Annotated in this window: 23 protein-coding genes; 16 read left to right on the forward strand and 7 right to left on the reverse strand. The window is 73.0% G+C overall.

The genetic code is table 11. The features are described 5' to 3' along the window. Window positions 1–174: 174 nt before the first annotated feature. Complete coding sequence (locus ABFX46_RS13235; RefSeq protein WP_346042217.1) at window positions 175–1023, reverse strand: IclR family transcriptional regulator; 849 nt, start codon at window positions 1021–1023, stop codon at window positions 175–177. A gap of 117 nt (window positions 1024–1140) precedes the next feature. On the opposite strand from ABFX46_RS13235, the gene ABFX46_RS13240 reads away from it, so the two are divergent. The 6 genes from ABFX46_RS13240 to ABFX46_RS13265 all read left to right on the forward strand — a co-directional run bounded on the left by ABFX46_RS13240 (window position 1141) and on the right by ABFX46_RS13265 (window position 6932). Continuing rightward, a complete protein-coding gene (locus ABFX46_RS13240) occupies window positions 1141–2610 on the forward strand; it encodes an aldehyde dehydrogenase family protein (RefSeq protein ID WP_346042218.1) in 1470 nt (489 codons plus the stop codon). A gap of 111 nt (window positions 2611–2721) precedes the next feature. Then, a complete protein-coding gene (locus ABFX46_RS13245) occupies window positions 2722–3828 on the forward strand; it encodes a hypothetical protein (RefSeq protein ID WP_346042220.1) in 1107 nt (368 codons plus the stop codon). A 111-nt stretch (window positions 3829–3939) separates the two neighbouring features. Next, window positions 3940–4617, forward strand: a complete 678-nt coding sequence (locus ABFX46_RS13250) for a DedA family protein (RefSeq protein ID WP_346042221.1) — start codon at window positions 3940–3942, stop codon at window positions 4615–4617. Between the two features lie 136 nt (window positions 4618–4753). After that, a complete protein-coding gene (locus ABFX46_RS13255) occupies window positions 4754–5674 on the forward strand; it encodes a cation diffusion facilitator family transporter (RefSeq protein ID WP_346042223.1) in 921 nt (306 codons plus the stop codon). Between the two features lie 5 nt (window positions 5675–5679). Then, complete coding sequence (locus tag ABFX46_RS13260; RefSeq protein WP_346042224.1) at window positions 5680–6042, forward strand: BlaI/MecI/CopY family transcriptional regulator; 363 nt, start codon at window positions 5680–5682, stop codon at window positions 6040–6042. Further along, window positions 6039–6932, forward strand: coding sequence for a M56 family metallopeptidase (locus ABFX46_RS13265; protein ID WP_346042226.1), 894 nt, complete (start codon window positions 6039–6041; stop codon window positions 6930–6932). Before ABFX46_RS13260 ends, ABFX46_RS13265 begins: the two co-directional genes overlap by 4 nt. 29 nt (window positions 6933–6961) lie before the next feature. Here the strand turns inward: ABFX46_RS13265 and ABFX46_RS13270 are convergent, their stop codons facing one another. After that, window positions 6962–7417, reverse strand: a complete 456-nt coding sequence (locus tag ABFX46_RS13270; RefSeq protein WP_346042227.1) for a tellurite resistance TerB family protein — start codon at window positions 7415–7417, stop codon at window positions 6962–6964. Window positions 7418–7434: 17 nt separating this feature from the next. Between ABFX46_RS13270 and ABFX46_RS13275 the strand changes: the two genes are divergently transcribed. After that, window positions 7435–7905: a hypothetical protein gene (locus ABFX46_RS13275; RefSeq protein ID WP_346042229.1), complete on the forward strand. Its 471-nt coding sequence runs from the start codon at window positions 7435–7437 to the stop codon at window positions 7903–7905. Further along, a complete protein-coding gene (locus ABFX46_RS13280) occupies window positions 7902–8105 on the forward strand; it encodes a hypothetical protein (RefSeq protein ID WP_346042230.1) in 204 nt (67 codons plus the stop codon). The genes ABFX46_RS13275 and ABFX46_RS13280 overlap by 4 nt, the downstream gene beginning before the upstream one ends. Before the next feature lie 5 nt (window positions 8106–8110). Here ABFX46_RS13280 and ABFX46_RS13285 read toward each other — a convergent pair whose 3' ends face one another. Next, window positions 8111–9124, reverse strand: a complete 1014-nt coding sequence (locus tag ABFX46_RS13285; protein WP_346042232.1) for an NADPH:quinone reductase — start codon at window positions 9122–9124, stop codon at window positions 8111–8113. A 10-nt stretch (window positions 9125–9134) separates the two neighbouring features. Next, a complete protein-coding gene (locus ABFX46_RS13290; protein WP_346042233.1) occupies window positions 9135–10034 on the reverse strand; it encodes an aldo/keto reductase in 900 nt (299 codons plus the stop codon). Between the two features lie 200 nt (window positions 10035–10234). On the opposite strand from ABFX46_RS13290, the gene ABFX46_RS13295 reads away from it, so the two are divergent. Further along, a complete protein-coding gene (locus ABFX46_RS13295; RefSeq protein WP_346042235.1) occupies window positions 10235–10822 on the forward strand; it encodes a TetR/AcrR family transcriptional regulator in 588 nt (195 codons plus the stop codon). Between the two features lie 107 nt (window positions 10823–10929). On the opposite strand, the gene ABFX46_RS13300 is transcribed toward ABFX46_RS13295, so the two are convergent. Then, window positions 10930–12642, reverse strand: coding sequence for a carbohydrate-binding protein (locus ABFX46_RS13300; RefSeq protein ID WP_346042237.1), 1713 nt, complete (start codon window positions 12640–12642; stop codon window positions 10930–10932). Between the two features lie 236 nt (window positions 12643–12878). Here ABFX46_RS13300 and ABFX46_RS13305 point away from each other — a divergent pair, with 236 nt between their 5' ends. Beyond that, a complete protein-coding gene (locus tag ABFX46_RS13305) occupies window positions 12879–13895 on the forward strand; it encodes a LacI family DNA-binding transcriptional regulator (RefSeq protein ID WP_346042238.1) in 1017 nt (338 codons plus the stop codon). Here the strand turns inward: ABFX46_RS13305 and ABFX46_RS13310 are convergent, their stop codons facing one another. Continuing rightward, entirely contained in the window at window positions 13896–14942 is a 1047-nt protein-coding gene (locus ABFX46_RS13310) for a LacI family DNA-binding transcriptional regulator (RefSeq protein WP_346042240.1), read from the reverse strand. Between the two features lie 182 nt (window positions 14943–15124). Between ABFX46_RS13310 and ABFX46_RS13315 the strand changes: the two genes are divergently transcribed. The 5 genes from ABFX46_RS13315 (at window position 15125) to ABFX46_RS13335 (ending at window position 20871) form a co-directional block, all read left to right on the forward strand. After that, the gene (locus ABFX46_RS13315; protein WP_346042241.1) at window positions 15125–16363 is read left to right on the forward strand and encodes a sugar ABC transporter substrate-binding protein; all 1239 of its coding nucleotides are present in this window, start codon (window positions 15125–15127) and stop codon (window positions 16361–16363) included. A 10-nt stretch (window positions 16364–16373) separates the two neighbouring features. Next, window positions 16374–17357: a carbohydrate ABC transporter permease gene (locus ABFX46_RS13320; RefSeq protein ID WP_346042242.1), complete on the forward strand. Its 984-nt coding sequence runs from the start codon at window positions 16374–16376 to the stop codon at window positions 17355–17357. Further along, a complete protein-coding gene (locus ABFX46_RS13325; protein WP_346042244.1) occupies window positions 17354–18208 on the forward strand; it encodes a carbohydrate ABC transporter permease in 855 nt (284 codons plus the stop codon). Before ABFX46_RS13320 ends, ABFX46_RS13325 begins: the two co-directional genes overlap by 4 nt. 37 nt (window positions 18209–18245) lie before the next feature. After that, window positions 18246–19979 (forward strand): amylo-alpha-1,6-glucosidase, encoded by a 1734-nt coding sequence (locus ABFX46_RS13330; protein WP_346042245.1) that lies wholly within the window; start codon window positions 18246–18248, stop codon window positions 19977–19979. Between the two features lie 121 nt (window positions 19980–20100). Then, window positions 20101–20871, forward strand: coding sequence for an IclR family transcriptional regulator (locus ABFX46_RS13335; RefSeq protein WP_346042247.1), 771 nt, complete (start codon window positions 20101–20103; stop codon window positions 20869–20871). 17 nt (window positions 20872–20888) lie between these two features. On the opposite strand, the gene ABFX46_RS13340 is transcribed toward ABFX46_RS13335, so the two are convergent. Next, window positions 20889–21533 carry a TetR/AcrR family transcriptional regulator gene (locus ABFX46_RS13340; protein ID WP_346042248.1) on the reverse strand — a complete coding sequence of 215 codons (645 nt, stop codon included), beginning with the start codon at window positions 21531–21533 and terminating at the stop codon, window positions 20889–20891. Between the two features lie 163 nt (window positions 21534–21696). On the opposite strand from ABFX46_RS13340, the gene ABFX46_RS13345 reads away from it, so the two are divergent. Beyond that, window positions 21697–23241, forward strand: coding sequence for a bifunctional 3-(3-hydroxy-phenyl)propionate/3-hydroxycinnamic acid hydroxylase (locus ABFX46_RS13345; RefSeq protein WP_346042250.1), 1545 nt, complete (start codon window positions 21697–21699; stop codon window positions 23239–23241). Window positions 23242–23255 lie beyond the last annotated feature (14 nt).

Raw genomic sequence — 23255 nt, forward strand, 5'->3', positions numbered from 1 at the left:
TCGCACGGCAGGGGCCGGCCCGTCCTCGGGGGAACGCCTCGGTAGCTCGGGAAACACTGGTGACCGCCGCGCGGCCGAGGAGGTCACGGCCCGGACGGCGGAAAGTTGAGGCGACCGTACGGTCCCGTGACCAGCGGAGCAACAGTGTGTTCCGAGAGTTCGAACGCGACTTTGCTATTTGGAACGCGGCTCTGACGTGGGGCGATATCCGAGCCGCCGGGAGATCTCCGCGGCGGCGCGCCGCAGCGGCGGTTCGACGCGTCCCGCCAGGGCGTCCACCGACGCGGGCGCGACCGTCAGGTGGACGGCCACGTTGACCGCCGCGATCACCGAGCCCGAGCGGTCGCGCACCGGCGCGGCGAACGACCGCAGGCCCGGCGCGAGCTCCTCGTCGTTGACCGCGACGCCGCTCTGCCGCACCCGGGCGAGGGCCGCCATGAGCTGCTCCCGGTTGGTGATCGTCTTCGGCCCCCGGCGCGCCATGTCGGTGCGGTCGAGGAGTTGGCGCAGCTCGGCCGCGTCCTTGTACGCCAGCAGCACCTTCCCCATCGACGTGCAGTAGGCGGGGAGGCGCGACCCGACGTGGAGGTTGAGGTCCATGGCCAGTGAGCTGCGCCGCCCGCTGCGCCTGCGGTCGACGTAGACGACGTCGAGGCCGTCGCTCAGGCCCATGCTGGCCGTGTAGCCGGTCTCGTCCGCCAGGGTCTGGAGCGGGGGGCCGGCGATCCCGGTCAGCTCCATCGAGTCGATCGCGGCGAACCCGAGGTCGACCGCGCGCGGGCCGAGCGAGTACTTCTTGGTCTCCGGGTCCTGCTGGAGGTACTCCAGCTTGGTGAGCGTGGCGACGTAGCGGTGCGTGGTGCTCTTGTTGAGCGCCACCGCCCGCGCCAGGTCCGCGATGCCCAGCACCGAGCGGTCGCCGGTGAAGGCCGACAGGATGCGCAGCCCGCGGTCCAGCGAGGCGGAGAAGGAGGGATCGGCGGCGGGGCGGGGACGCCGCCGCGGGGAGTCTTCATCGGTCACGATGGTCAGAATATGGCCTGACCGTTCCAGGTATTCGAACGTTTTTGACCGCCGGACCCGCGGTGGCAATCTTCTAGGGCCGTAGGACGACGACGCGAGCGAGGAGAACCGGGCCCCATGGCGGATTGGCGCAAGCCGCGCGTCGGACACTTCATCGGCGGAGAGTGGGGCGACTCCGCCTCCGGGCGCTCGTACCTGAACCTCTCGCCGTGGTCGGGCGAGACGCTCAGCGAGGTCGCCGCCGGCGACATCGAGGACGCCGACCGGGCCGTCGCCGCCGCGCACGCGGCGTTCGACGGCTGGGCGCGGACGCTGCCGCACGAGCGCCAGCTCGTGTTCCTGCGCGCGGCCGACGTCCTGGAGCGCCGCGGCGAGGAGGTGCTCGCCGCCCTCGCCGCCGAGACCGGCTGCGGCGCCGGCTTCGGCGGCGTCCAGCTCGGCTTCGCGATCAGGCTGCTCCGCCAGGCCGCGCAGCTCGCCTACCGGCCGGCGGGAGAACTGCTGCCGTCGGACGTCGCGGGCACCACCGCGATGGCCGTCCGCCGCCCCGTCGGCGTGGTCGCGGCGATAACGCCGTGGAACGCCTCCCTGACCCTCGCCGGACGCGGGATCGTCGGCCCGCTCGCGCTCGGCAACACGGTCGTGCTGAAACCGTCCGAGGACTCCCCGTACACCGGCGGCGCGCTCTGGGCGGAGATCCTGCAGGAGGCGGGCCTGCCGCCCGGCGCCCTCAACGTCGTCACGCACGCCCCCGGCGAAGCGGGCGGCATCGCCGACGCGCTGCTGGCCGACCCGCTCGTCAAGCGGATCAACTTCACCGGCTCCACGGCGACCGGCCGCCGCCTCGCCGAGAAGGCCGGCCGGCACCTGAAGCGGATGGTGCTCCAGCTCAGCGGCCAGAACCCGCTGATCGTCGCGGCCGACGCCGACCTCGACTACGCCGTGGACGCCGCCACCTACGGCGCCTTCGTCCACCAGGGCCAGGTCTGCATGTGCGCCCGCCGCGTCTATGTGGAGCGTCCGCTGGCCGAGGAGTTCGCGACGCGGTTCGCGGCCAGGGCGTCGGCGCTGCCGGCGGGCGACCCGTCCGACCCGGCCACCGTGATCGGCCCGGTGATCAACGAGTGGGCGCTCGCGCTCATCGACCGCCGCGTCCAGGAGGCCGTCGGGCTCGGCGCCCGCGTCCTCGCCGGCGGCGTCCCCGAGCCGCCCTGCTATCCGGCGACCGTCCTCGCCGACGTCCCGGACGAGGCCGAGATCGCGCAGGGCGAGACGTTCGGGCCGGTCGTCGTCCTGGAGGCGGTCGACTCGGCCGAGGACGCCGTCGCCCGCGCCAACGCCTCCGACTTCGGGCTCGTCGCCTCGGTCATCACCGGCGACCGCCCGCGCGGCCTCCGGCTGGCCTCCGCGCTCGACGTCGGCATCGTCCACGTCAACGACCAGCCGGTCAACGACGAGCCGCAGATGCCGTTCGGCGGCGTCAAGGACACCGGCTGGGGCCGCTTCGGCCTGGGCTTCGCCGCCGAGGAGTTCTGCGAGCTCCAGTGGATCACCACACGCGACCAGGACCGCGACTTCCCCTTCTGACTCCGGCGTGCGGCGTGCCCCCTGACCGCTACCGGTCAGGGTGTGGATCCCGGTAATCATGCCACCAAATACTGGCAATGATCATCCGCCCTGCCTCGTCGAGGAGACGCCGTGGATCATCCGCACCCCCTTCCGTCCCGCCGGGCCTTCACCCTCGGCGGCGCCGCGCTGCTCGGCGCCGCCCTCACCGGCCCACTCGCCGGGAGAGCGCGCGCCGCCGCCCCGCCGCCCGGCGAGTGGGTCGACGTGCCCGTGCCGCCGCCGTCCGGGCGGAGCCAGCTGCTCGGCATCGCCGCGCCGGACCCGCGGCACGTCTTCGCCGGCGGCAGCGAGAACGTGTTCCAGCCGGACGCGCGGGCCGTCATGCTGCACCGGACCCCGCGCGGCTGGACGCGGGCCGCGCTGCCCGAGGGGCTGGCCGCCGTCAACGACCTCCGCGCCCGGCACGCCGCGAGCGCCTGGGCCCTCGCCGCCGGTCCGGAGGCCCGCGAGCGCACCGACCTGCTGCACTGGAACGGCCGCCGCTGGACGACGGCGTCCGGGCCCGCCGGCACGCTGCTCCAGGCCATCGACCTGGACCGGACCGGCGGCCTGTGGGCGACCGGCATCGCCGGGGACGCCACGACGGTGTCCGTGCGGCGGCACGGCCGGTGGGCGGACTCCCTCACGCTGGAGCGGCCGTCCGGACTCAACGCCATCGCCGCCGGGAGGGCCGACGACGTCTGGGTCGGCGGACCGGGCGAGTCGCAGACCGGACCGACCCCGCTGTGGCACTTCGACGGCACGGAGTGGACGCGCATCCCGTGGGGGACGACCTACGCCCACTGGATCCTGCAGATCGAGTACGTCGCCCCCGACGACGTGTGGTTCTACGCCATCGAGCAGCATCCGCTGTTCCTGCCGCCGACGCTGCACCACTGGAACGGCTCCGAGTTCACCGTCCACCAGATCCCGGGGCCGTCCGACCCGGTCGGCGACGTGCGCCCGATGTCCGTGGTCGGGTTCCTCGGCTCGATGGCCTCCGACGGGCGGGGCGGCGTGTGGCTGTCCAGCCCGTTCGACCCCGCCCACCTGCTGCACTTCGACGGGTCCTCCTGGACGCGCGCGACCCCGCCCGTCGCGGTGACGGCGTACTCGATGACCCGCGTCCCGCACACGGCCACGGTCTGGGCGGGTACCCAGATCGGGACGGTCTGGCGCCACTCGAACCGGCCCTGACGTCGGTGAATGTCCCCCTCGCCGGCATCAGATCCGCTGCTCGGGAAACAGGGCAGGTGGCCGGTGCGTCCGTCCTGGCCAGGCGCACCACAGCGGCGAGGGGGACTGGTCGTGGGCGATGCCATCATGAACGCCCTGCAGGGGACGATGACGTCGCCGTGGATCTACGCCGCGCTGTTCGGCCTGGCGCTGCTGGACGCGTTCTTCCCCGTCGTCCCCAGCGAGACCCTGATCATCACCGCGGGCGTGTACGCGGCGAGCGGCGACACGATCCTGCTGCTGGTCATCGCCTTCTCGGCGGCGGGCGCCTTCTGCGGCGACCATGTGTCGTACTTCATCGGCCGCTTCGCCGGCGGCCGGCTGGAACGGTGGATCCGGTCCGGACGCCGCAGGCGCGACGCCTACGACCGGGCCGCGAGGATCTTCGACGAGCGCGGCGGCCTCGTCATCATCATCGCCCGCTACATCCCCGGCGGGCGCACGACCGCGACGCTGCTCATGGGCATCGTGCGGTACCCGCTGCGCCACTTCACGCCGTTCGACGCGGTCGCCTCCGTCCCGTGGGCGTCCTACACCGGGCTCATCGGCTACCTGGGCGGCGCCGCCTTCGAGGAGGACCCGGTCAAGGGGCTGATCCTCGGATTCGGCATCGCCCTGGCGATCACCGGGCTCATCGAGGGCGGCCGCTTCCTGTGGAACAGGTTCCACCGGAGCGGCGACGAGCGCGAGGAGCGGGACGAGGCGGCCGCCGGGGAGGAAGCGCGGCCTCCGCGGCGGGAGCGGAGCTGACCGGACGCATGCGGAGCCGGCCCCTTTCCGTATGTCCGGTGTGCATCCCCCGCGGGCGGACACGGTCTGCTACAAGTGTAGTTTCCATGGGTGCGTCCGGGCGGGCGCATCCGACCGGACGGCGGCGGGGGAGTACGTGAGCGCCGAAGGAAGCACCAGGGCCGTCCTCACCGCGCTCGGCGCGAACCTGGGGATCGCGGTCACCAAGTTCGTGGCGTTCGCGCTGACGGGCTCGTCCTCGATGCTGGCCGAGGCGATCCACTCGGTCGCCGACTCCAGCAACCAGGCGCTGCTGCTGATCGGCGGCAAGCGCGCGGAGCGGCGCGCCACCGAGGAGCACCCGTTCGGGTACGGGCGCGAGCGCTACATCTACGCGTTCCTGGTCGCGATCGTGCTGTTCAGCCTGGGCGGCCTGTTCGCGCTGTACGAGGCGTGGCACAAGATCCGCGACCCGCATCCGATCGACACGTGGCAGTGGGTGCCGATCGCCGTGCTGCTGGTCGCGATCGCCCTGGAGGGGACGGCGCTGCGCACGGCGGTCAAGGAGTCGAACCGCAGCCGGGGCACGTCCAGCTGGGTGCAGTTCGTCCGGCGGTCCAAGTCGCCGGAGCTGCCGGTGATCCTGCTGGAGGACACCGGCGCGCTCCTCGGCCTCGTGTTCGCGCTCGGCGGGGTCGGGCTGACGCTGCTCACCGGCAACGGGGTCTGGGACGGGATCGGCACCGCCGCCATCGGCGTGCTGCTCACCGCCATCGCGATCGTGCTGGCCACCGAGGTGAAGAGCCTGCTCATCGGCGAGTCGGCGGGGCCGGAGCACGTCCGGCTGATCAGGGAGGCGATCGTGGCGAGCCGCGACGTCCCCGCGGTCATCCACATGCGCACCATGCACCTCGGGCCGGAGGAGCTGCTGGTCGCCGCGAAGATCGCCGTGGACCTGCAGGACGACGCCCGCGAGGTCGCCGACGCGATCAACGACGCGGAGGCGCGCATCCGGGCGGCGGTGCCGATCGCCCGCCTGGTCTACCTGGAGCCGGACGTCCTGCGAAAAGGCGGGTGAGGGCGGTGACGCGCAGGCCGCTCGGGCGGCTGGAGGCCGAGGTCCTGGCGGCGCTCGCCGCGGCGGGCGGCCCGGCCAGCACGGCCGAGCTGCGGGCGCGGCTGGACGGCGATCCGGCCTACACGACGGTGAACACGATCCTGCACCGGCTGCACGAGAAGAAGCTGGTCACGCGGGTCCGGGCGGGGCGGCACTACCGGTACCGGCTCGCCGTGGACGAGTCGGAGCTGGTGGCGGGGCGCATGCGCGAGCATCTCCGGCACGCCAGCGATCCGGGTACCGTGCTGAACCGGTTCGCGCGGTCGCTGAGCGTCGAGGAGGCGCGCAAACTGCGCGAGTTCCTCGACCGTCCGGAAGGCGACGGGTGAACTGGTTCACCTTCCTGCCCCTGGCCATCATGCTGACGCTCGGCACCGTCCTCGGCCGGGCGCCGTTACGGCTGCACCCGTCCTGGTCGGCGCGGCTGCTGGCGACGACCGGCGCGATGACGGCGGTCGCCGCGCTCGGAACGGGCGTGTTCGTGGCGATCAACTACGCGGCGACGCTGGCGCCGTCCGCCGCCGCGCACGTCCCCGAATGGGCGCTGTTCGGCGACGACCGGCCCGTCCCGGACGCGATCGGAATCGCGGCGGGCGCGCTGTCGGTGCTCGGGGCCCTGGTCGCGGGGCGGACCGTCGTCCGCTGGGTGCGCGAGGTGCGGGCCGCGCGGGTCGACGTCCGGGAGCCGCTCGACACCGACGTCCCGATCGCCGTCGCCGTCCCCGGCCGCCATGGCGGGGTCATCGTCTCGCGGGGGCTGCTGCGCGACCTGTCACCCGAAGAACTCCACGTCGTCTTCCAGCACGAGGCGTCCCATCTCCGGCACCGCCACCACCGGTACCTGGCCGCCGGGGCGCTGGCCGCGGCGGTGCTGCCGCCGCTGCGGCCCCTGGACGGCCGGCTGCGGCTGGCGGTGGAGCGGTGGGCGGACGAGGACGCCGCCGAGGCGACCGGCGACCGCGCCTCCGTCGCCCGGACGCTCGCCAAGGTCGCGCTCGCCCAGCCGCGCCCGGCCCGGCCGGCGGCGACCGCGTTCGCCGAGTCCGGGGTCGTGGAGCGCGTCGAGGCGCTGCTGGGCACGCCCCCGGCGAAGAACGCGGTCACCGGGCCGCTGCTGCTCCTCGGCAACGGCGTCGTCTCCGGCTCGCTGACCGCCGCGACCCTGCAGCTCGATCACGTCATCGCGTCGTCCCTGCTGCCGCTGCTCGCCCTCCGCTGACCCCGCGCAGAGCGAGCGCGGCGCGCCGGTCAGAGCTCGAACTCGGCCGGGTCCAGGCCGACCGCGAAGCACGCCTCCCGGACGACGGCCTTCTCACTGCTGTCGAAGTTCCCGTCCGCGCCGCCGATCACGATGCCGATCTGGATGACGGCGCGCGCCTCGGCGGGCTTCTTCTTCGTCTTGCCGATGTCCTGCAGGACCGAGACCTTCCCGAAGTCGAAGTCGGCGGTGAGCTTGGACACGTAGTCGTTGAAGCGGCGCTGCAGGTCGTCCGCCGGGAAGTTCTGCAGCACCTCGTTGGAGGCGATCAGCGAGGCGGTGCGCTGCCGCTCGGACGGGTCCACGCTCCCGTCGGCCGCGGCGACCAGCGCGCACATCGCCATGCTGGCGTCCCGGAACGCCCCGCTCTTCAGTTCGTTCTTCTTACTGAGCAGTTGCGTCTGCATGGTCTGCGTCGACTCGCGCAGCTTGTCCCAGAAAGGCATCGGATCCTCCGCTCATCGTGGTCTCCATCGACCCTAACCCTGCTTCTACAAATGTAGTAGCAGCCTCGCGCGGCGCTCTCCATGGGGCGCGCCGACTCCGCGACATCGCCGAGGACGCCGCCGCTGAGGCGTTCGCCGTCGCGGCCGAGCGCTGGCCGCGCGACGGGGAGCCCGCCAACCCCGCCGGCCGGCTGGTCACGACCGCCCGCAACCGGGCCGTCGACCAGCTGCGCCGCCGCCGGCGGCTGGCCGGCAAGACCGCGCTGCTCGCCCGCGACCTGGAGACCGGGCCGCCGCCACCGGAGGACGCCATGGACGACCGCGCCGCCATCCCGGACGAGCGGCTGGAGCTGATCTTCACCTGCTGCCATCCGTCGCTCGCCCTCGACGCGCCGACCTGCACCTTCGGGAGCCCCGCGACTGGCGGAAGATCGCCGCCCTGTACGGCACGCTCGCCGAGCGGACCCGCTCCCCGGTCGTCGAGATGAACCGCGCCGTCGCCGGTCTCGCCATCCTCGACGGCCTCGGCCTGGACCACTACCGCTGCTACCACTCGACCCGCGCCGCCCTCCTGCGCCGGGCCGGCCGCGCCGCCGAGGCCCGGGACGCCTACCGCCGCGCCCTCGACCCCGCGCGGACCGAGCCGGGACGCCGCTACCTGACCAGAGTGCTCGACGACGAGGGTTGACGGCGTCACGACGGGACGTCGACGACCACCTTGCCGACCGCGCCTCCCTCCACCGCGCGGTGCGCGTCGGCAGTCCGGTCGAGCGGGAACCGGAGCAGGGGAAGGCCGTGCTCCTCGCCGACCGGCAGCGCGCCGTCGCGGACGGCGGCGGCGACGTCCTCGACGGCTGCGGCACGTGCCTCCGGACCGGCCGTGTAGAGCACCAGGAACTGGAAGCGGGTGTTCAGCACCATGTTCCGCACGACGTCCAGTTCGACTGGCCCGCCGCCGACGTTGGCGTAGGTGGAGATCGTGCCGCGCGGCCGCAGCACCGCCAGGTCCAGGGCGAGGTTCGCGCCGAGCGCCACCTCGGCGACGATGTCGACGCCGTCCGGGGCGATGTCCCGGATCTCGGCGGCGGGGTCGTCCGCGCGGTAGTCGACCGCGTGGTGCGCGCCGGCGGCGGTGGCGAGCCGGGCCTTCTCCGGGCCGCTGACCGTGCCGATCACGGTGGCGCCGGCCCAGCGGGCGAGCTGGACCACCGCGTGCCCGACCGCCCCGGCGCCGCCCGCCGCGAGCACCGTCCGGCCGTCGAGCGCGCCGGGACGCAGCCGGCGCGGCCCGTCCTCGGCGACGGTGAGCGCGCGGTGCGCGGTGAGCGCGGGGACGCCGAGCGCGGCGCCGGCGTCGAAACCGACCCCGTCGGGCAGCGGGACGGCCCGGTCGGCGGGCACGACGGTGAACTCGGCGGCGGTGCCGGTGGGCCGTCCGGCGGCGGCCATGAACAGCCAGACCCGCTCACCGCCCCGGCTCCCGTCGACCCCCGCACCGACGGCGTCGATCACGCCGGCGCCGTCCAGGTGCGGGGTGATCTCGGGGAATCCCATGGGGCCGCCGGAGCGAGCCTGCACGTCGGCCGGGTTTACGCCCGACACAGCGACCCGGACCCGGACCTCGCCGGGGCCGGGCACGGGCAGATCGCGGTCGACGAGCCGGAGCACGCCGGGCCCGCCGCTGCCGCGGTAGATCACGGCCTTCATGATCGTCCTCCTAGCCGAGCAGGACTTCGCTGGAGCGCGACTCGACGGCGTCCAGGGCGGCGAGGGCGGCAGTGTCGAACGTGATCTCGCCGACCGCCATGTTGGCCTCCAGATGGGCGGGGTCTGCGGTGCCGGGGATGAGCAGCACGTTCGGGGCGTGGTGCAGCAGCCAGGCGAGCCCGACCTGGGACGCGGTGACGCCCATCGACGCGGCGACGGCGTGCACGGCCGGTTCCTCGGTCACCTTGGGCAGACCCGGAAAGGCCCCGCCGAGCGGGAAGAACGGGACCCAGGCGATGCCCTCGTCCAGGCACAGCCGCAGCATGTCCTCGCCGTCCCGGGAGACGAGGCTGTAGGCGTTCTGCACGCAGGCGATGCCGGCCGGCAGGGCGCGGCGCAGGACGTCCGGCGTGACGCTGCTCAGGCCGATCGCGCCGATCTTGCCCTCGTCGCGCAGGGCGGTCAGCACCGCGAGCTGGTCGTCGAGGTCCACGACCTGGTCGCCCTCGGGACGCATGCCGGGGCCGGTGTCGAGGCGGCGGAGGTTGACCACCGCGAGCCGGTCGACGCCGAGGCTGCGCAGGTTGTCCTCGACACCGGCCCGCAGCTGCTCGGGCCGCTGCGCGATCCGCAGCGGGACGCGCCCGCCCGGGTCCGGCTCGGCGCCGACCTTGGTGGCGACGAGAACGCCGTCTTCGGGTCGCAGTGCTTCGCGGATGACGGCGTTGGCGAAGCCGAAGCCGTAGAACTCGGCGGTGTCGACATGGTCCACGCCCAGCTCCACGGCGCGGCGCAGCAGGGCGACGGCGTCGTCGCGGCGGTCGGAGAGGCGTTCGAGCTGGGCCGCGCCGTAGCCGACCCGGGACACGGTGCGTCCGGCGAGCGCGGCGGTCGGGGTGCTCATGGTCATGGGGTGCCTCCTCGCGACGTGGTCATGGCGACACCGTACAGGTGACAACTGACAGATTTCAAAATCTGTCATCGCATCGACAGGTGACGGACGGGCGAGAGTTGGTTTCCGTCAGTCCTTCACGTACGTTCCTCGCTGGGGGACCGGCGAGTCGGACAGGGCGGGTCGGACGGGGTGAGCTGGGCAGGCGAGGAGGAGTGATGCGCGGGGAGCCGCTGGACGCGGAGACGGTCGTGTCGGCCACCGAAGAGGTGCTGCGCCGCCACGGACCGGAGAAGACCACGGTGCTCGACGTCGCGCGGCTGCTGGGCGTGAGCCACGGGAGCGTGTACCGGCACTTCCCGTCCAAGGCGGCGCTGCGCGAGGCCGTGATCCGGCGCTGGCTCGACCGGGTGCGGGACGACTTCGCCGCCGCCGCCCAGGACTCGGGACGGCCCCCGGTGGAGCGGCTGCGCGGCCTGCTCACCGGCATGTTCGCCGCGAAATGGGCCAAGGCGAAGGAGGACCCGGAGCTGTTCGCCACCTTCCGGGTGCTGGCGGCCGAGCACAGCAGCGTGTCGTCCGCCCATGTCGGCTTCCTGGTCGAGCAGATCCGCGCCATCGTCGCCGACGGCATCGCGAGCGGCGACTTCGCGGACGGTGAGCCCGAGGTGATCGCGCGGGCCGTCCTCAACGCGACCAGCCGCTTCCACGATCCGGTGCACGCCGAGGAGTGGAACACCCCGGAGGCCGAAGCCGAGTCGGAGGACGTCGTCTCGCTGATCCTCAACGGCATCCGCGCACGCTGACCACGGCCCCGGCCGGTCGCAGGCCGGTCGCAGGCCGGTCGCAGGCCGGTCGCAGGCCGCTCGTCGGCCGTCCCGCCCGGCGAGCGGGACGGCCGAGGAGCCGCGCTCTAGTTGAGCTCTATGTAGTCGAGTTCGGCGTAGCCGGTGCCGCCCTGGAAGTACGGCGATCCCTTCGCCAGCCGGATCACGCTGTACCCGGCGGGCAGATTGACGGTCGTCGACACGGTCGAGCCGAACTGGCCCCAGCCGCCCGTGGGCGGGTAGCTGATCGTGGACCACGCGCCGCCGTTGTAGGCGATGCCCTGCGTCGCCGTCGCCCCCGTGCCGTTGGCGTAGCCGATCTTCATCGTGTACGTCCGGGCGGACGGGACGTTCACGATGAAGTCGACGTAGCTGTCGGTGCGGGGGTCGCCCGTGTTGTCGATCCGGCCGACGTACCCGCCGTTCGAGGCACTCCCGGAGGAGAGCCGTTCGGCCCGGAACACCGCGGCGTTCTCGGCCTCGTACCGGTGCTGGTAGGCGGGTACCCCGCCGGTCGGCTCGATGGACAGGTGGTAGGCGGAGCTCGCGTCCATGCCGGAGACCGGGACCGAGATCTCGCCGTTGTTCACGGTGTACGTCCTGTCCCACACGGCCGTCGGGCCCGCGACCGCGGTGTGCCGTCCCGAGTACGGCGTCGACTCGAGCCGCACCCGGACGGACGGGCCGAGCGCGTTCAGCCCGGTGACCCGGACGGTGTTGGTCCCGGACGCGTGCCCCGCGACCACGTTCACGATCTTGCGGGTGCCGTCGTAGGAGGCGAAGCCGTCCAGCCCGGTCTGCGCGGCGGGCGTCGTGGCGACCATGGACCCGGCCATGTCGCCGTACCACTTGTACAGCCAGTACGTGCCGGTGGGACGCCCGTCGGTGACGAGCCCGTTGAGCGTCCCGTACTCGTACCAGAACGCGCGGTCGGCCGAGTCGACGCCGCCGCGTTCGAGCTTGGCGATGAAGCTCGCCGCCGCGCCCGGACGGTCCACGGCGTCGGTGCCCGCGTACTCGTTGACGGCGATGCGGCGCGGGCTGATCCCGAGCGAGCGCTCCAGCGCCCGGTAGGCGGCGATGTCGGCGGCGATCGCGGACGGGTCCTGCGCCAGCTCGTGCCAGCAGACGACGTCCGGCAGCACGCCGTTGTCACGGGCGTAGGTCAGGAACGACCGCATGTAGTTCCCGTTGTACCAGCTCAGGCTCGGCCCGATGATCGGCGTGACCGGGTCCTTGGCGCGGACGCGGCGGAAGGTGCGGGCCCAGCCGGCGTTGAAGTCGCCCGCCGCCGCGGTGTTCCACGTCCCGTCCGGCTCGTTCCAGAGCTCGTAGCCCTCGATGTTGGTGACGTCGGTCCTGGCGAGCCGGGCGTTCACCTGGGCGTCGACCTTGGCGAGCCAGTCGTCCCAGCTCACCCACCTGTAGGGGAAGTTCGGGTAGATGTCGGGCATCCGGATGATCACCGACGCGCCGAGCCTGTCGGCCTGCGGGGCGACCAGGAGCGCGTCCCCGGCGGGAGGCTGGCCGTTCGGCGCCTGCCGGACGCCGGGCGCGGGCTGGGTGACCGTGCGCAGGTGCAGCGGGTACATCAGCGCGTTGGCGGGCCGGTTGCCCTCGATCAGCCCGTAGAGGCCGCCGGCGGCGGCATGGGTGACGGGGCGGAACGGCGCCGCGGCGTTCACCACGAGCGTGGCTCCGTCGGCGTGCGCGGGGGTGGTGGGGACGGCCGTCTGGAGCGCGGCGATCGCGCTCACGGCGAGTCCGGCGGCGAGGAACGTCCGGCGTCTGGAACTCATGGATCACCTCGGGGGTGGGGCCGCCGGTGCCCTCTGAAGGCGGAGGACGGCGGCGGGCGGGGGAGCGGGGGGTGCGTGCAGAGGGCGTGCGGGGTGCGTGCGGTGAGCCCGGCGGCCGCGGCGACCAAGCTCCGAAAAGGTTTTCGGGAGGAAGGTAAGAACGTCCGCGCCGGGTTGTCAAGGGGTCGTTTCCGTCACGCGCCGCTTACAATGCTCGGAGCCCGGAAAGGTTTTCGGTGACCAGACGTCCATCCGCACCCGTGACCCTCACCGAGGTGGCCCGGCGCGCCGGGGTGTCGGTGGCGACGGCCTCCAAGGCGCTGAACGCGCGCCCGGACGTCGCCCCGCAGACCCGCACCCGCGTCCTCGCGGTCGCCGAGGAGCTGTCCTTCCAACCCAACGCGCTCGCCCGCGGCCTGCTGTCCGGCAGCAGCCGCACGGTCGGGCTGCTCACCGACGAACTCGCGGGGCGCTTCGCGATCCCGGTCCTGCTGGGCGTCGAGAACGCGCTCGGCGACGGCGAGATGTCGGTGCTGCTGTGCGACGCGCGCGGCGACGCCGTCCGGCGGCGGCAGCACATCCGGACGCTGCTGGCCCGGCAGGTCGACGGGCTGATCGTCCTCGGCGACCGCAACGACGTCCGCGCGTCGCTCACCGGCGACATCCCCGTCCCGGTCGTGTACGCCTACGGGCAGTCCGACGACCCCGGCGACCTGTCCGTCGTCGCCGACGACGTGGGGGGCGCGCGCCTCGCCGCCGAGCACCTCCTCGCCCTCGGCCGCCGCCGCATCGCGCACATCACCGGCGAGGAGGGCTACCGGGCCGCGCGGGACCGGGCGGCCGGGCTGCTGGCCGTGCTGGACGCCGCGGGCCTGCCCCTCGCCGGCGGCCGCCCGTCCTTCGGCGCCTGGTCCCAGCGCTGGGGACGGCAGGCGACCCGCATGCTCCTCGCCGCCGACCCCGGGGTGGACGCGCTGTTCTGCGGCAGCGACCAGATCGCGTACGGCGCCATCGACGCGCTGCACGACCTCGGCCGCCGGGTCCCGGACGACGTCGCCGTCATCGGCTACGACAACTGGGAGATCTTCGCGACCGAGAGCCGCCCGCCGCTCAGCACCGTCGACCTCGACCTCGAACGCCTCGGCGCCACCGCCGCCCACCACCTGATCGCGGCCCTGGAGGGCGAGCGGCGCACCGGCGTCGTCCACCACCCCGGCCGCCTCATCATCCGCGACTCGACCGCCCCCGCCTGATCACCCCGGTGGGGTGGTGGCGGGGCCGGTGCTGGCGCGTAGGGAGATCGGCGGGGTCAGGAGCTGGTGGCGGAGGGGCGCGGTGGGGGCGCCGATGCGTTCCAGGAGCAGGTCGATGGCGATGCGGCCCATCTCGCGTGAGGGCACGTCGGCCGCGGTCAGCGCGGGCGTCACGGCCTCGGCCCACCGGCTGCCGACGATGCCGGTGACCGACATGTCGCGGGGGACCTCCCGCCCGGCGGCGCCGAGGCCCCGGTACAGCCCGCCGAGCGCCGCCTCGTTCAGCGTGACGATGCCGGTCACGCCCGGGTCGTCCGACAGGATGCGCTCGACGCAGGACTCGCCGGACGCGGCGTCGTCCCCGCACTGGTAGGAGCGGCCGGAGACCGCGTGCTCGGCGAGCGCCGCCTCGAAGCCGTCCTGGCCGCGCCGCGCCGACTCGTACCCGGCGCGGATCAGCTCCTCGGACCGGTTCACGAGCGCGAGCCGGCGGTGGCCGAGCTGCGCCAGATGCCGGACGCAGTGCCGGACGAGCCGCCCGTGGTCGAGGTCGACCCAGCTCGTGCCCTCCGGCTCGGCGGTGCGGCCGATCGTCACGAAGGGGAAGCCGGTCGCGCGCATCCGGTCGACGCGGGCGTCCTGCAGCCGGATCTCCATCAGGACCGCGCCGTCCACCCGCCGCTCGCCGATCAGCCGGTGGAAGCCGCGGTCCTCGGCCCCGGCCGGCGACATCAGGACGTCGTAGTCGCGGACGGCGGCGGCGTCGACCAGGCCGCCGATGAAGTCGAGCTGCATGTCGGTGTAGTGCGTGCTCGCGGGCGGGAAGACCAGGCCCAGCGTCCGCGTCTCGCCGCGGGCGAGCGCCCGCGCGCTGGCGTTCGGCTGGTACCCCATCTCGTCGATGACCTGCTGGATGCGCAGCCGGGTGGTCTCCGACACCGGGCGCTTCCCGCTCAGCGCGTAGGACACCGTGCTGCGCGACACCCGCGCCCGCCGGGCGATCTCCCCGATGGTCACGGCCGCCGCGTCATCGAACCGATTCGACAAGGCTCCTCCAACCCGTCCAGTCACGATATCGGTTGTAGCGCATCATCGAACCGGTTCGCTAATCGGTAAGCCAATCCATTGACCTGTGGCGGCTAGGCGCTTATCGTGCATCGAACCGGTTCGGCGAACCGGTTCGATGCAGTGCCGCGCCGGGGCGCGCGCACCCGGAAAGGACGACCGCGATGACCCACCCCCACCACCCCCGCAGGACGCGCCTCCTCGCGGCCGGCACTGCCGCCGCCCTCGCGGCGGCCGTGCTCGCCGGCTGTTCGTCCGGCGGCGGCACCGCCGACTCCGGCACCTACACGGTCTGGGACCCCTACCCCCAGTACCAGGCCGGCTCCGACTGGGCGAAGCTGCTGGACAAGTGCGGCACCGCCGCGGGCGTGAAGGTGAAGCGCACCGCCTACGACACGACCGACCTCACCAACAAGGCGCTGCTCGCCGCGCAGCAGGGCAACGCGCCGGACGTCCTCATCGTCGACAACCCGGTCGTGTCGACGCTCGCCGAGGCCGGCGTCCTGACGACGACGGCCGAGACCGGCACCGACACCTCGAAGATCCAGCCGAACCTGCTCGCCGCCGGGCAGGCCGGCGGCAAGACCTACGGGATCCCGATCGGCGCGAACACCCTCGCGCTCTTCTACAACAAGAAGATCCTGAAGGCCGCGGACGTCGACGTCTCCGCCATCAAGGACTGGACGAGCCTCACCGCCGCGCTCCAGAAGGTGAAGGCGGCCGGCGAGAAGGGCATCACGTTCTCCGCCATCGGCACCGAGGAGGGCAGCTTCCAGTTCCTGCCCTGGTTCTGGGGCGCGGGCGCGCAGCTCACCGGCCTCGACGCGCCGCAGTCGGTCGACGCGCTGACGCTGTGGTCCGACTGGCTGAAGAAGGGGTACGCGCCCAAGTCCGTCCTGAACAACACGCAGACCACCAGCTGGCAGGAGTTCGCGACCGGCGACTACGCCTTCGCCGAGAACGGGACCTGGCAACTGGAGAACGTGAAGAAGGCGGGCTTCCCGTACGGGATCATCCCGATCCCCGGGAAGGACGGCGGCACCGCCCCGGCCCCGACCGGGGGCGAGTTCGTGACCGTCCCGGTGCAGGACGACACCGGCCGGTACGCCACGTCCAAGAAGATCGGCGACTGCCTGACCAGCGGGGACGACTCCTACACCGCCGTCAGCACGCTGTCCTACATCGCGCCGACGACCCAGATCCAGCAGAAGCAGGTCGAGGCCAAGCCCGAGCTGAAGGTCTGGGTGGACGCGGTGCACGCGGCGAAGGGGCGCACCAGCGACAACCTCGGCACCAAGTACCCGAAGATCTCCCAGCAGATGTGGACGGCCGTGCAGAGCGCGCTGAGCGGCTCCGCCACGCCCCAGGAGGCGATGGCGAAGGCCCAGACCTCGGTGAAGTGACGCGGCTCCGGTGACCGACACGGTGAACGACACGGTGAACGACACGATGATCGATGCGGGAGGCGACCTGCTGGTCCGCGCTGAAACGGCGCCCGGACGCCCGCGGCGCCGGCGCACGGGCCACTGGACGGCCTGGGCGTTCCTCCTGCCGCTGGTGGCCTACCTCGTCCTCTTCTACGCCTATCCGCTCTACCGCAACGTCGAGCTGAGCCTGCGGGACTACAACGTCCGGTCGTTCGTCCACGGCGGGGCGCCGTTCGCGGGGCTGGACAACTACGCCGAGGTCGTGCGCGACGCGACGTTCTGGCCCGCGCTGTGGCACACGGTCGTCTTCACGCTGGTGTCGCTGGTGTTCCAGTTCTCGATCGGGCTCGGCCTCGCCGTGTTCTTCAACCGGCACTTCAAGCTGTCGGTGGTGCTGCGGGCCCTCTTCCTGGTGCCGTGGCTGCTGCCGCTGATCGTGTCGGCCTCGACCTGGACGCTGCTGCTCAACTCCGAGGCCGGCGCCGTCAACTGGCTGCTCGGCCTCGCCGGGATCGGGCCGGTGGACTGGCTGACCTCGCCGCACTGGTCGCTGGCCTCGGTGACGATCGCCAACATCTGGATCGGCATCCCGTTCAACCTGGTCATCCTGTACAGCGGGCTGCAATCGGTCCCGGACGAGCTGTACGAGGCGGCGGCGCTGGACGGCGCGTCCGCCTGGCAGCGGTTCTGGCGGATCGCCTTCCCGCTGCTGCGGCCCGTCTCGGCGATCACGCTGATGCTCGGCCTCGTCTACACGCTGAAGGTGTTCGACCTCATCTGGATCATGACGCGGGGCGGGCCCGCGGACTCCTCCGCGACGTTCGCGACCTGGTCCTACCAGCTCGGGTTCGCCAACCCGCTGCCGTCCTTCGGGCCCGGCGCCGCCGTCGGCAACCTGCTGGTGCTGGCGGCGCTGGCGTTCGGCCTGCTCTACATCCGCTTCGAGCGGCGGCAGCGGGAGGCGGCATGACCGGCACCAAGGGCGGCATCAAGGGCGGCACCGTGAAGGCGGCGGGATCGTGGTGGAAGACCGGGATCGCGCTGCTGCTGACCGCGATCATGCTGTTCCCGGTCTACTGGATGCTCAACAACTCGCTCACCCGGGACGAGGACATGCGGCGCACCCCGCCGTCCTTCTTCCCCGCGCATCCCACCCTGGACGGCTACCGCGCCGTCCTGGACCAGCAGCTCCCCTACCTCGGCACGAGCCTGCTCGTCGGGCTCGGCACCGTGCTGCTGACCGTGGTGATCGCCGCGCCGGCGGGCTACGCGCTCGGCCTGCTGCGCCCCCGCGGCTCCGGCGCGCTGAGCTTCCTGCTGCTCGCCGCGCAGATGATCCCCGGGATCATCATGGCGATGGGGTTCTACGCGATCTACCTGAACCTCGGTGTGCTGAACACGCTGCCCGGCCTGATCCTCGCCGACTCCACGCTCGCCGTCCCGTTCGGGGTGCTGATCTTCACCGCCTTCATGGCGGGCATCCCCCGGGAGCTGCTGCAGGCGTCCCGCGTGGACGGCGCGGGGACGTTCCGCACGTTCTGGTCGATCGTGCTGCCGATCAGCCGCAACAGCGTCGTCACCGTCTCGCTGTTCGCGTTCCTGTGGTCCTGGTCGGACTTCATCTTCGCCAGCACGCTGGACGGCGGCGGGCGGTACCGGCCGATCACCCTCGGGATCTACCACTACATCGGCAACAACAACCAGCAGTGGAACGCCATCATGGCCGCCGCGGTCGTGGCGTCGATCCCGACCACGCTGATCCTGATCGGCGCGCAGCGCTACATCGCCGCAGGGGCCACGGCCGGTGCCGTCAAGGACTGACTCCCTCCCCCTTCTTCAGAAACGAGTTCGCTTCTCCATGACTCCCGGACCCTCCTTCTCCGTCCAGGAAATCCCGTTCAGCACCTTCGGCTCCTGGCTCGCCCTCTCGCCCGTCACCGCGCTGGCGACCTACGCCGACGACCTCCACCTGGTCTCCCACCGGGGCGGTCTGAACCCGGTGCTGCGCCTCACCCCGCTCTCGGGCGGCGCCCGCGCGGAAACGACGATCACCGCCACCCCCGGCCGGCTCGCCTGGGCGCATCCGTCCGGCACGATCGAGGCGGCGTTCGAGTCGCCCGACACGGTGCGGCTCCGCGGCTCCGGCCTCGCGCTGCGGCTGGACGCCGCGATCACCGAGCTGACCCCGTTCACCGGGACCTACTTCTACGACGCCGCCGGCGCCCACGTCTTCACCTCCTACGAGACGGGCCACCGCTACCGCGTGACGCTGATCGCGGGCAAGGCCGCCGCGCACGGCGCCCAAGCCCTCGGGGACGCCGGACGCGGCCTGACGTTCGGCGCCGGCGGCGGGAACTGGGAGGCGGCGGTCGAGGAGTACGGCACGGCCCGTCCGCCCTACTCCCCGTCCGCGCCGTTCGACGCCGTCAGCGCGGCGTCGCTGTCGGCCTTCGCGGCCTTCGCGGACGCCATCGCGCCCTGGCGCAACGCGGACACCCCCGCCGCCGAACTGGCCGCCTACGTCCTGTGGTCGGCCACCGTCCGTCCGGCGGGCTTCCTCGGACGTCCGGGCGTCCTGATGTCCAAGCACTGGATGGACAAGGTGTGGAGCTGGGACCACTGCTTCAACGCCCTCGCCCTGGCCGCCGGCGACCCCGCGCTGGCCTGGGACCAGTACCAGATCCTGTTCGACCACCAGGACCCGTCCGGTGCCCTGCCCGACTCGGTGACGCATTCGGAGGTCCTCTTCAACTACGTCAAGCCGCCGATCCACGGCTGGGCGTTCGGCCACCTGCGCCGCCGCCTGCGGTTGGACCGTTCCGAGCTCGAACGCGTCCACACCCAGCTCGAAGCGTGGACGCGGTTCTGGCTCACCGCGCGCCGCGCCCCGGGCAGCCCGTTCCCGCACTACGAGCACGGCAACGACAGCGGCTGGGACAACGCGACGGCCTTCGACCCCGAACGGGTCGTCGAGACCGCCGACCTGAGCGCGTTCCTGATCCTGCAGATGCGCGAGCTGGCGCGGCTCGGCGCCGAACTCGGCCGTCCCGCCGCCCACTGGACGGCCGCCGCCGACGAGCTGCAGGCCGAACTCTTCGCCCGCCTCTGGCAGGGCGACCGCTTCGCCACCCGGGGCGTCGGCTCCGGGGACACCTGGCACACCGACGGCCTGCTCGACCTGATGCCGATCGTCCTCGGCGCCGGCCTCCCGCCGTCCGCCGCGGACGCCCTCGCCGGCCGGATCACCGCGCACCTCACGGAGTTCGGCCTGGCCACCGAGCTTCCCGCGTCGCCGCACTACCGTTCCGACGGGTACTGGCGCGGCCCCATCTGGGCCCCGGCGACCGTCCTGATCGAGGACGGCCTGCGCCGCGCCGGCCGCACCGCGCTCGCCGACGAGATCAGCGCCCGCTTCCGCGCCCTCTGCGAGCGCTCCGGTTTCGCCGAGAACTTCGACGCCCTCACCGGCGCCGGCCTCCGCGACCGCGCCTACACCTGGACGGCCAGCGCCTACCTCCTCCTGGCCGCCGCCGCTGAAACCCGCCGCGGCCGCTCGGACGCGGGACGAGAGGAGGCGATCGCCGGGGGATGAGGCCCCGGACGAGCGGCGGGCCGCCCCGCGGAGGCTCCACCACGGGCGGCGGGCACGTACCCTGGCCGTGGGTTTCGCAGGCCAGAAAGGTCATTCTGGTGCGCAGAACGGGGGTCGCCTTGTGGACAAGCCGCTGAAGACGCCGCCGCCGTACGCCGTGGCGAGCGTGGACAACGCCCTCCGCATCGCCGCGATGCTCCAGCTGGAAGGGCCGATGACCGTCACGGAGGTGGCCGGGCGGCTCGGGGTCGCGGGCTCGACCGCGCACCGGCTGCTGGCGATGCTCGTCTACCGCGACTTCGCCGTCCAGGACGCGGACCGCTCCTACCGCGTCGGCCCCGTCCTGGAGCTGGCCGCGCACTCCCAGTCGGCCGCGTCCCGGCTGCGCGCCGCCGCGCTGCCGCACCTGCGCCGGCTGGTCGACCTGCTCGACGAGTCGGCCAACCTGACCGTCCGCACCGGCCGGACCGCCCGGTTCATCGCGAGCGTCGAGTCGTCGCAGGCGCTGCGGGTCGGCTCCCGCGAGGGCATGGTCTTCCCCGCGCACCGCACCACCGGCGGCCTCCTCCTGCTCGCCGAGCTGCCGCCGGACGAGCTGGACGCCCTCTACGCCGGGCCGCGGCAGGACGAGTCCGCCGCCCGGCCCGACCCGGCCGAGCTGCGGGCCGAGCTGGAGCGGGTCCGCCGCAACGGCTTCGTGGTCAACGACGGCCGCTCCGAGCGCGGCCTCGTCGCGGTCGGCGTCCCGGTCCGCGACCCGGACGGGACGGCGGTCGCCGGCCTCTCGGTCTCCATGCCGAGCATCCGCTACGGCAAGGAGGAGCTGCCGCGCCTGGTCGTCACCCTCAAGGGCGCGGCGACCGCCCTCGAACAGACCCTCCGCGCCGACTGACCGCAGCCCGTCGAGGGTCACTGGCCGCGCAGGGCGGCCGCCCGTGCCTCGCCGAGTGCCGCCATGGCCTCGGCGAGCAGCGTCATCTGCGGGGCGAGGTCGCGGGCGGGGTCGGCCTGCGTCGCGACGAAGGCGCCGTCGAACCCGGCGATGCCGAAGTACTCCAGCTCGTCCGCGACGGCCTGCGCGATCTCCGCGCCCTCCGCGGCGAAGGACGCCGCGATCATCTCGTTCATGTGCACGCGGCCGTCGTGGCGCACCTGCTCGATGATGGCGTCCACCTCGGCCTCGGCGGCCTCCGCGCTCATGATCAGGATCAGGTGCAGGCGCAGGAAGTCGGGGCGCGCCGCGAAGACCTCGCCGGTGCGCAGCAGGAACCACGTCAGCCGCTCGCGGGGCGTGCCGCCCTCGGGCCCGCCCGCCTGCGCGTCCCGCATGGCGGCGAAGAACTCGTAGGCGCCGCGCGCCATGACCGCCGACAGCAGCCCGGCCTTCGACTGGAAGTGGTGGTAGACCGCGCTCTTCGGGAGGCCGGTCTCGCGGCTCAGCACCGACAGCGAGGTGGCGGCGTAGCCGCGCTCCGCCATGACCCGTGAGGCGACGTCCAGGATCTCTTCCCGGGACCTGCGGCCACGGCGGTTGCCGTTCTTCTCGTCCGCCACGCGTTGAAGCATAGATGTCCGCGCCGGCACGCCCGCCACCTGCGGTTCTGTCCTGCGGAAAAGCGTGGACGCCCGCCCGCGCGCGTGTGAAGGTGGTCACGATCGTACCGAACGATCGGTACAAAACTTGGACTTGTCGATCGGACCGCCCTTCGGAGCCCGCATGACCCAGCAATTCGACGCCGACGTCGCGATCGTCGGCTACGGCCCCACCGGGGTGACCGCCGCGCTCACCCTGGCGAAGCACGGCGCGTCGGTCGTCGCGCTCGAACGGGACCGCGACATCTACCCGCGCGCCCGCGCCGTCACCGTCAACGACTGGACGATGCGGATCTTCCAGAGCCTCGGCATCGACGAGCGGATCACCCGGGTGATCGAGCCGCAGCGGGCGCTGCGCTGGGTGACCTACGACGGCACCGAGATCATGCGGGTCGAGCACCCGCCGTCCGCGCTCGGCCCGAAGCCCCGCTTCTACAACATCTACCAACCGGCCATGGAGACCGAGCTCCGCGCCTGCGCCGCCGAGTGCGGCGACCTGATCGACGTCCGCTACGGCGTCGAGGTGACCGGGCTGGAGCAGGACGCCGGCGGCGTCACGGTGACGGCGGTCGACGCCGCGACGGGTGAGACGCGCACCGTCCGCGCCCGCTACGTGATCGGCGCCGACGGCGGCGGCAGCGCCACCCGCGCGATGATCGGGTCCGAGCTGCTCGGCGACACCCTCGACGTGCAGTGGATCGTCATCGACTGCCGCGTCAAGCGCTGGTGGCCCGACCGCGACTTCCTCACGTTCTGGTCCGACAAGCAGCGTCCCGTGGTCGACATCGCGCTCTCCGCCGGCAACCACCGCTGGGAGATCCCGCTCAAAGCGCACGAGACCGAGGCGGACTTCGCGTCCGAGGACGACGTGTGGCCGCTGCTCAAGGCGATGGGCGTCAGCACCGACGACGTCTCGATCCACCAGTGGGCCTTCTACCGCCACCACACCCGGATGGCCGAGACGTGGCGCGCGGGGCGGGTCTTCCTCGCCGGCGACGCCGCCCACCTCATGCCGCCGTGGGCCGGAGCCGGCATGCAGACCGGCATGCGGGACGCCCACAACCTCGGCTGGAAGCTCGCCCGCGTCCTCAAGGGCGACCTCGGTGAGGGCTGGCTCGACACCTACGAGGCCGAGCGCCGCCCGAACGCGGCCTTCTACACCGGGCTGGCCGTCCAGCTCGGCCGCGTCATCAAGCAGGAGGCGACCCCGGCCGAGATCGAGGAGATGAACCGCGTCCCGGAGAACACGGTCACCCCGTTCGAGCCGCCGCTGACCGCGCCGCCCGTCCTCGACGCGGGCTGGCTGCGCGGCCCGGTCGGGGACGCCAGCATCGTCGGACGCATGGTCCCGCAGCCCATCGCGGGCGACACGACCGGGTGGATGGCGCGCCTGGACGACCTGCTCGGCGACGGCTTCGTCCTGCTCGGCGCCGACACCGACCCGGCGGCGCTCCTCACGCCCGAGGAGAGGGCCGCGTGGGACGAGCTCGGCGCCCGGTACCTCGCGATCCGTCCCAAGACCGCCTACACGCAGGGCCCGGACGAACTGGTCGACCTCGACGAGGTCCTGCTGCCGTGGCTGGCCCGGTACGGCGTCCGCGCCGTCGCGGTGCGTCCCGACAGGTTCGTCGCCGCGGCCGACGCCTCCGGCCTGGCCGTGCCCGCCTAGAGCCCGCCTAGAGC

This window comes from Actinomadura chokoriensis (genome assembly GCF_039529475.1).
In the GTDB taxonomy this organism is placed as follows: Bacteria; Actinomycetota; Actinomycetes; order Streptosporangiales; family Streptosporangiaceae; genus Spirillospora; species Spirillospora bangladeshensis.

What these genes read in the sequence shown, in the direction of transcription:
- ABFX46_RS13240 (WP_346042218.1), top strand. Translation starts at nt 1,141, where the DNA reads ATGGCGGATTGGCGCAAGCCGCGCGTCGGACACTTCATCGGCGGAGAG.
- ABFX46_RS13270 (WP_346042227.1), bottom strand. Translation starts at nt 7,417, where the DNA reads ATGCCTTTCTGGGACAAGCTGCGCGAGTCGACGCAGACCATGCAGACG.
- ABFX46_RS13280 (WP_346042230.1), top strand. Translation starts at nt 7,902, where the DNA reads ATGAACCGCGCCGTCGCCGGTCTCGCCATCCTCGACGGCCTCGGCCTG.
- ABFX46_RS13285 (WP_346042232.1), bottom strand. Translation starts at nt 9,124, where the DNA reads ATGAAGGCCGTGATCTACCGCGGCAGCGGCGGGCCCGGCGTGCTCCGG.
- ABFX46_RS13290 (WP_346042233.1), bottom strand. Translation starts at nt 10,034, where the DNA reads ATGACCATGAGCACCCCGACCGCCGCGCTCGCCGGACGCACCGTGTCC.
- ABFX46_RS13295 (WP_346042235.1), top strand. Translation starts at nt 10,235, where the DNA reads ATGCGCGGGGAGCCGCTGGACGCGGAGACGGTCGTGTCGGCCACCGAA.
- ABFX46_RS13300 (WP_346042237.1), bottom strand. Translation starts at nt 12,642, where the DNA reads ATGAGTTCCAGACGCCGGACGTTCCTCGCCGCCGGACTCGCCGTGAGC.
- ABFX46_RS13315 (WP_346042241.1), top strand. Translation starts at nt 15,125, where the DNA reads ATGACCCACCCCCACCACCCCCGCAGGACGCGCCTCCTCGCGGCCGGC.
- ABFX46_RS13325 (WP_346042244.1), top strand. Translation starts at nt 17,354, where the DNA reads ATGACCGGCACCAAGGGCGGCATCAAGGGCGGCACCGTGAAGGCGGCG.
- ABFX46_RS13330 (WP_346042245.1), top strand. Translation starts at nt 18,246, where the DNA reads ATGACTCCCGGACCCTCCTTCTCCGTCCAGGAAATCCCGTTCAGCACC.
- ABFX46_RS13345 (WP_346042250.1), top strand. Translation starts at nt 21,697, where the DNA reads ATGACCCAGCAATTCGACGCCGACGTCGCGATCGTCGGCTACGGCCCC.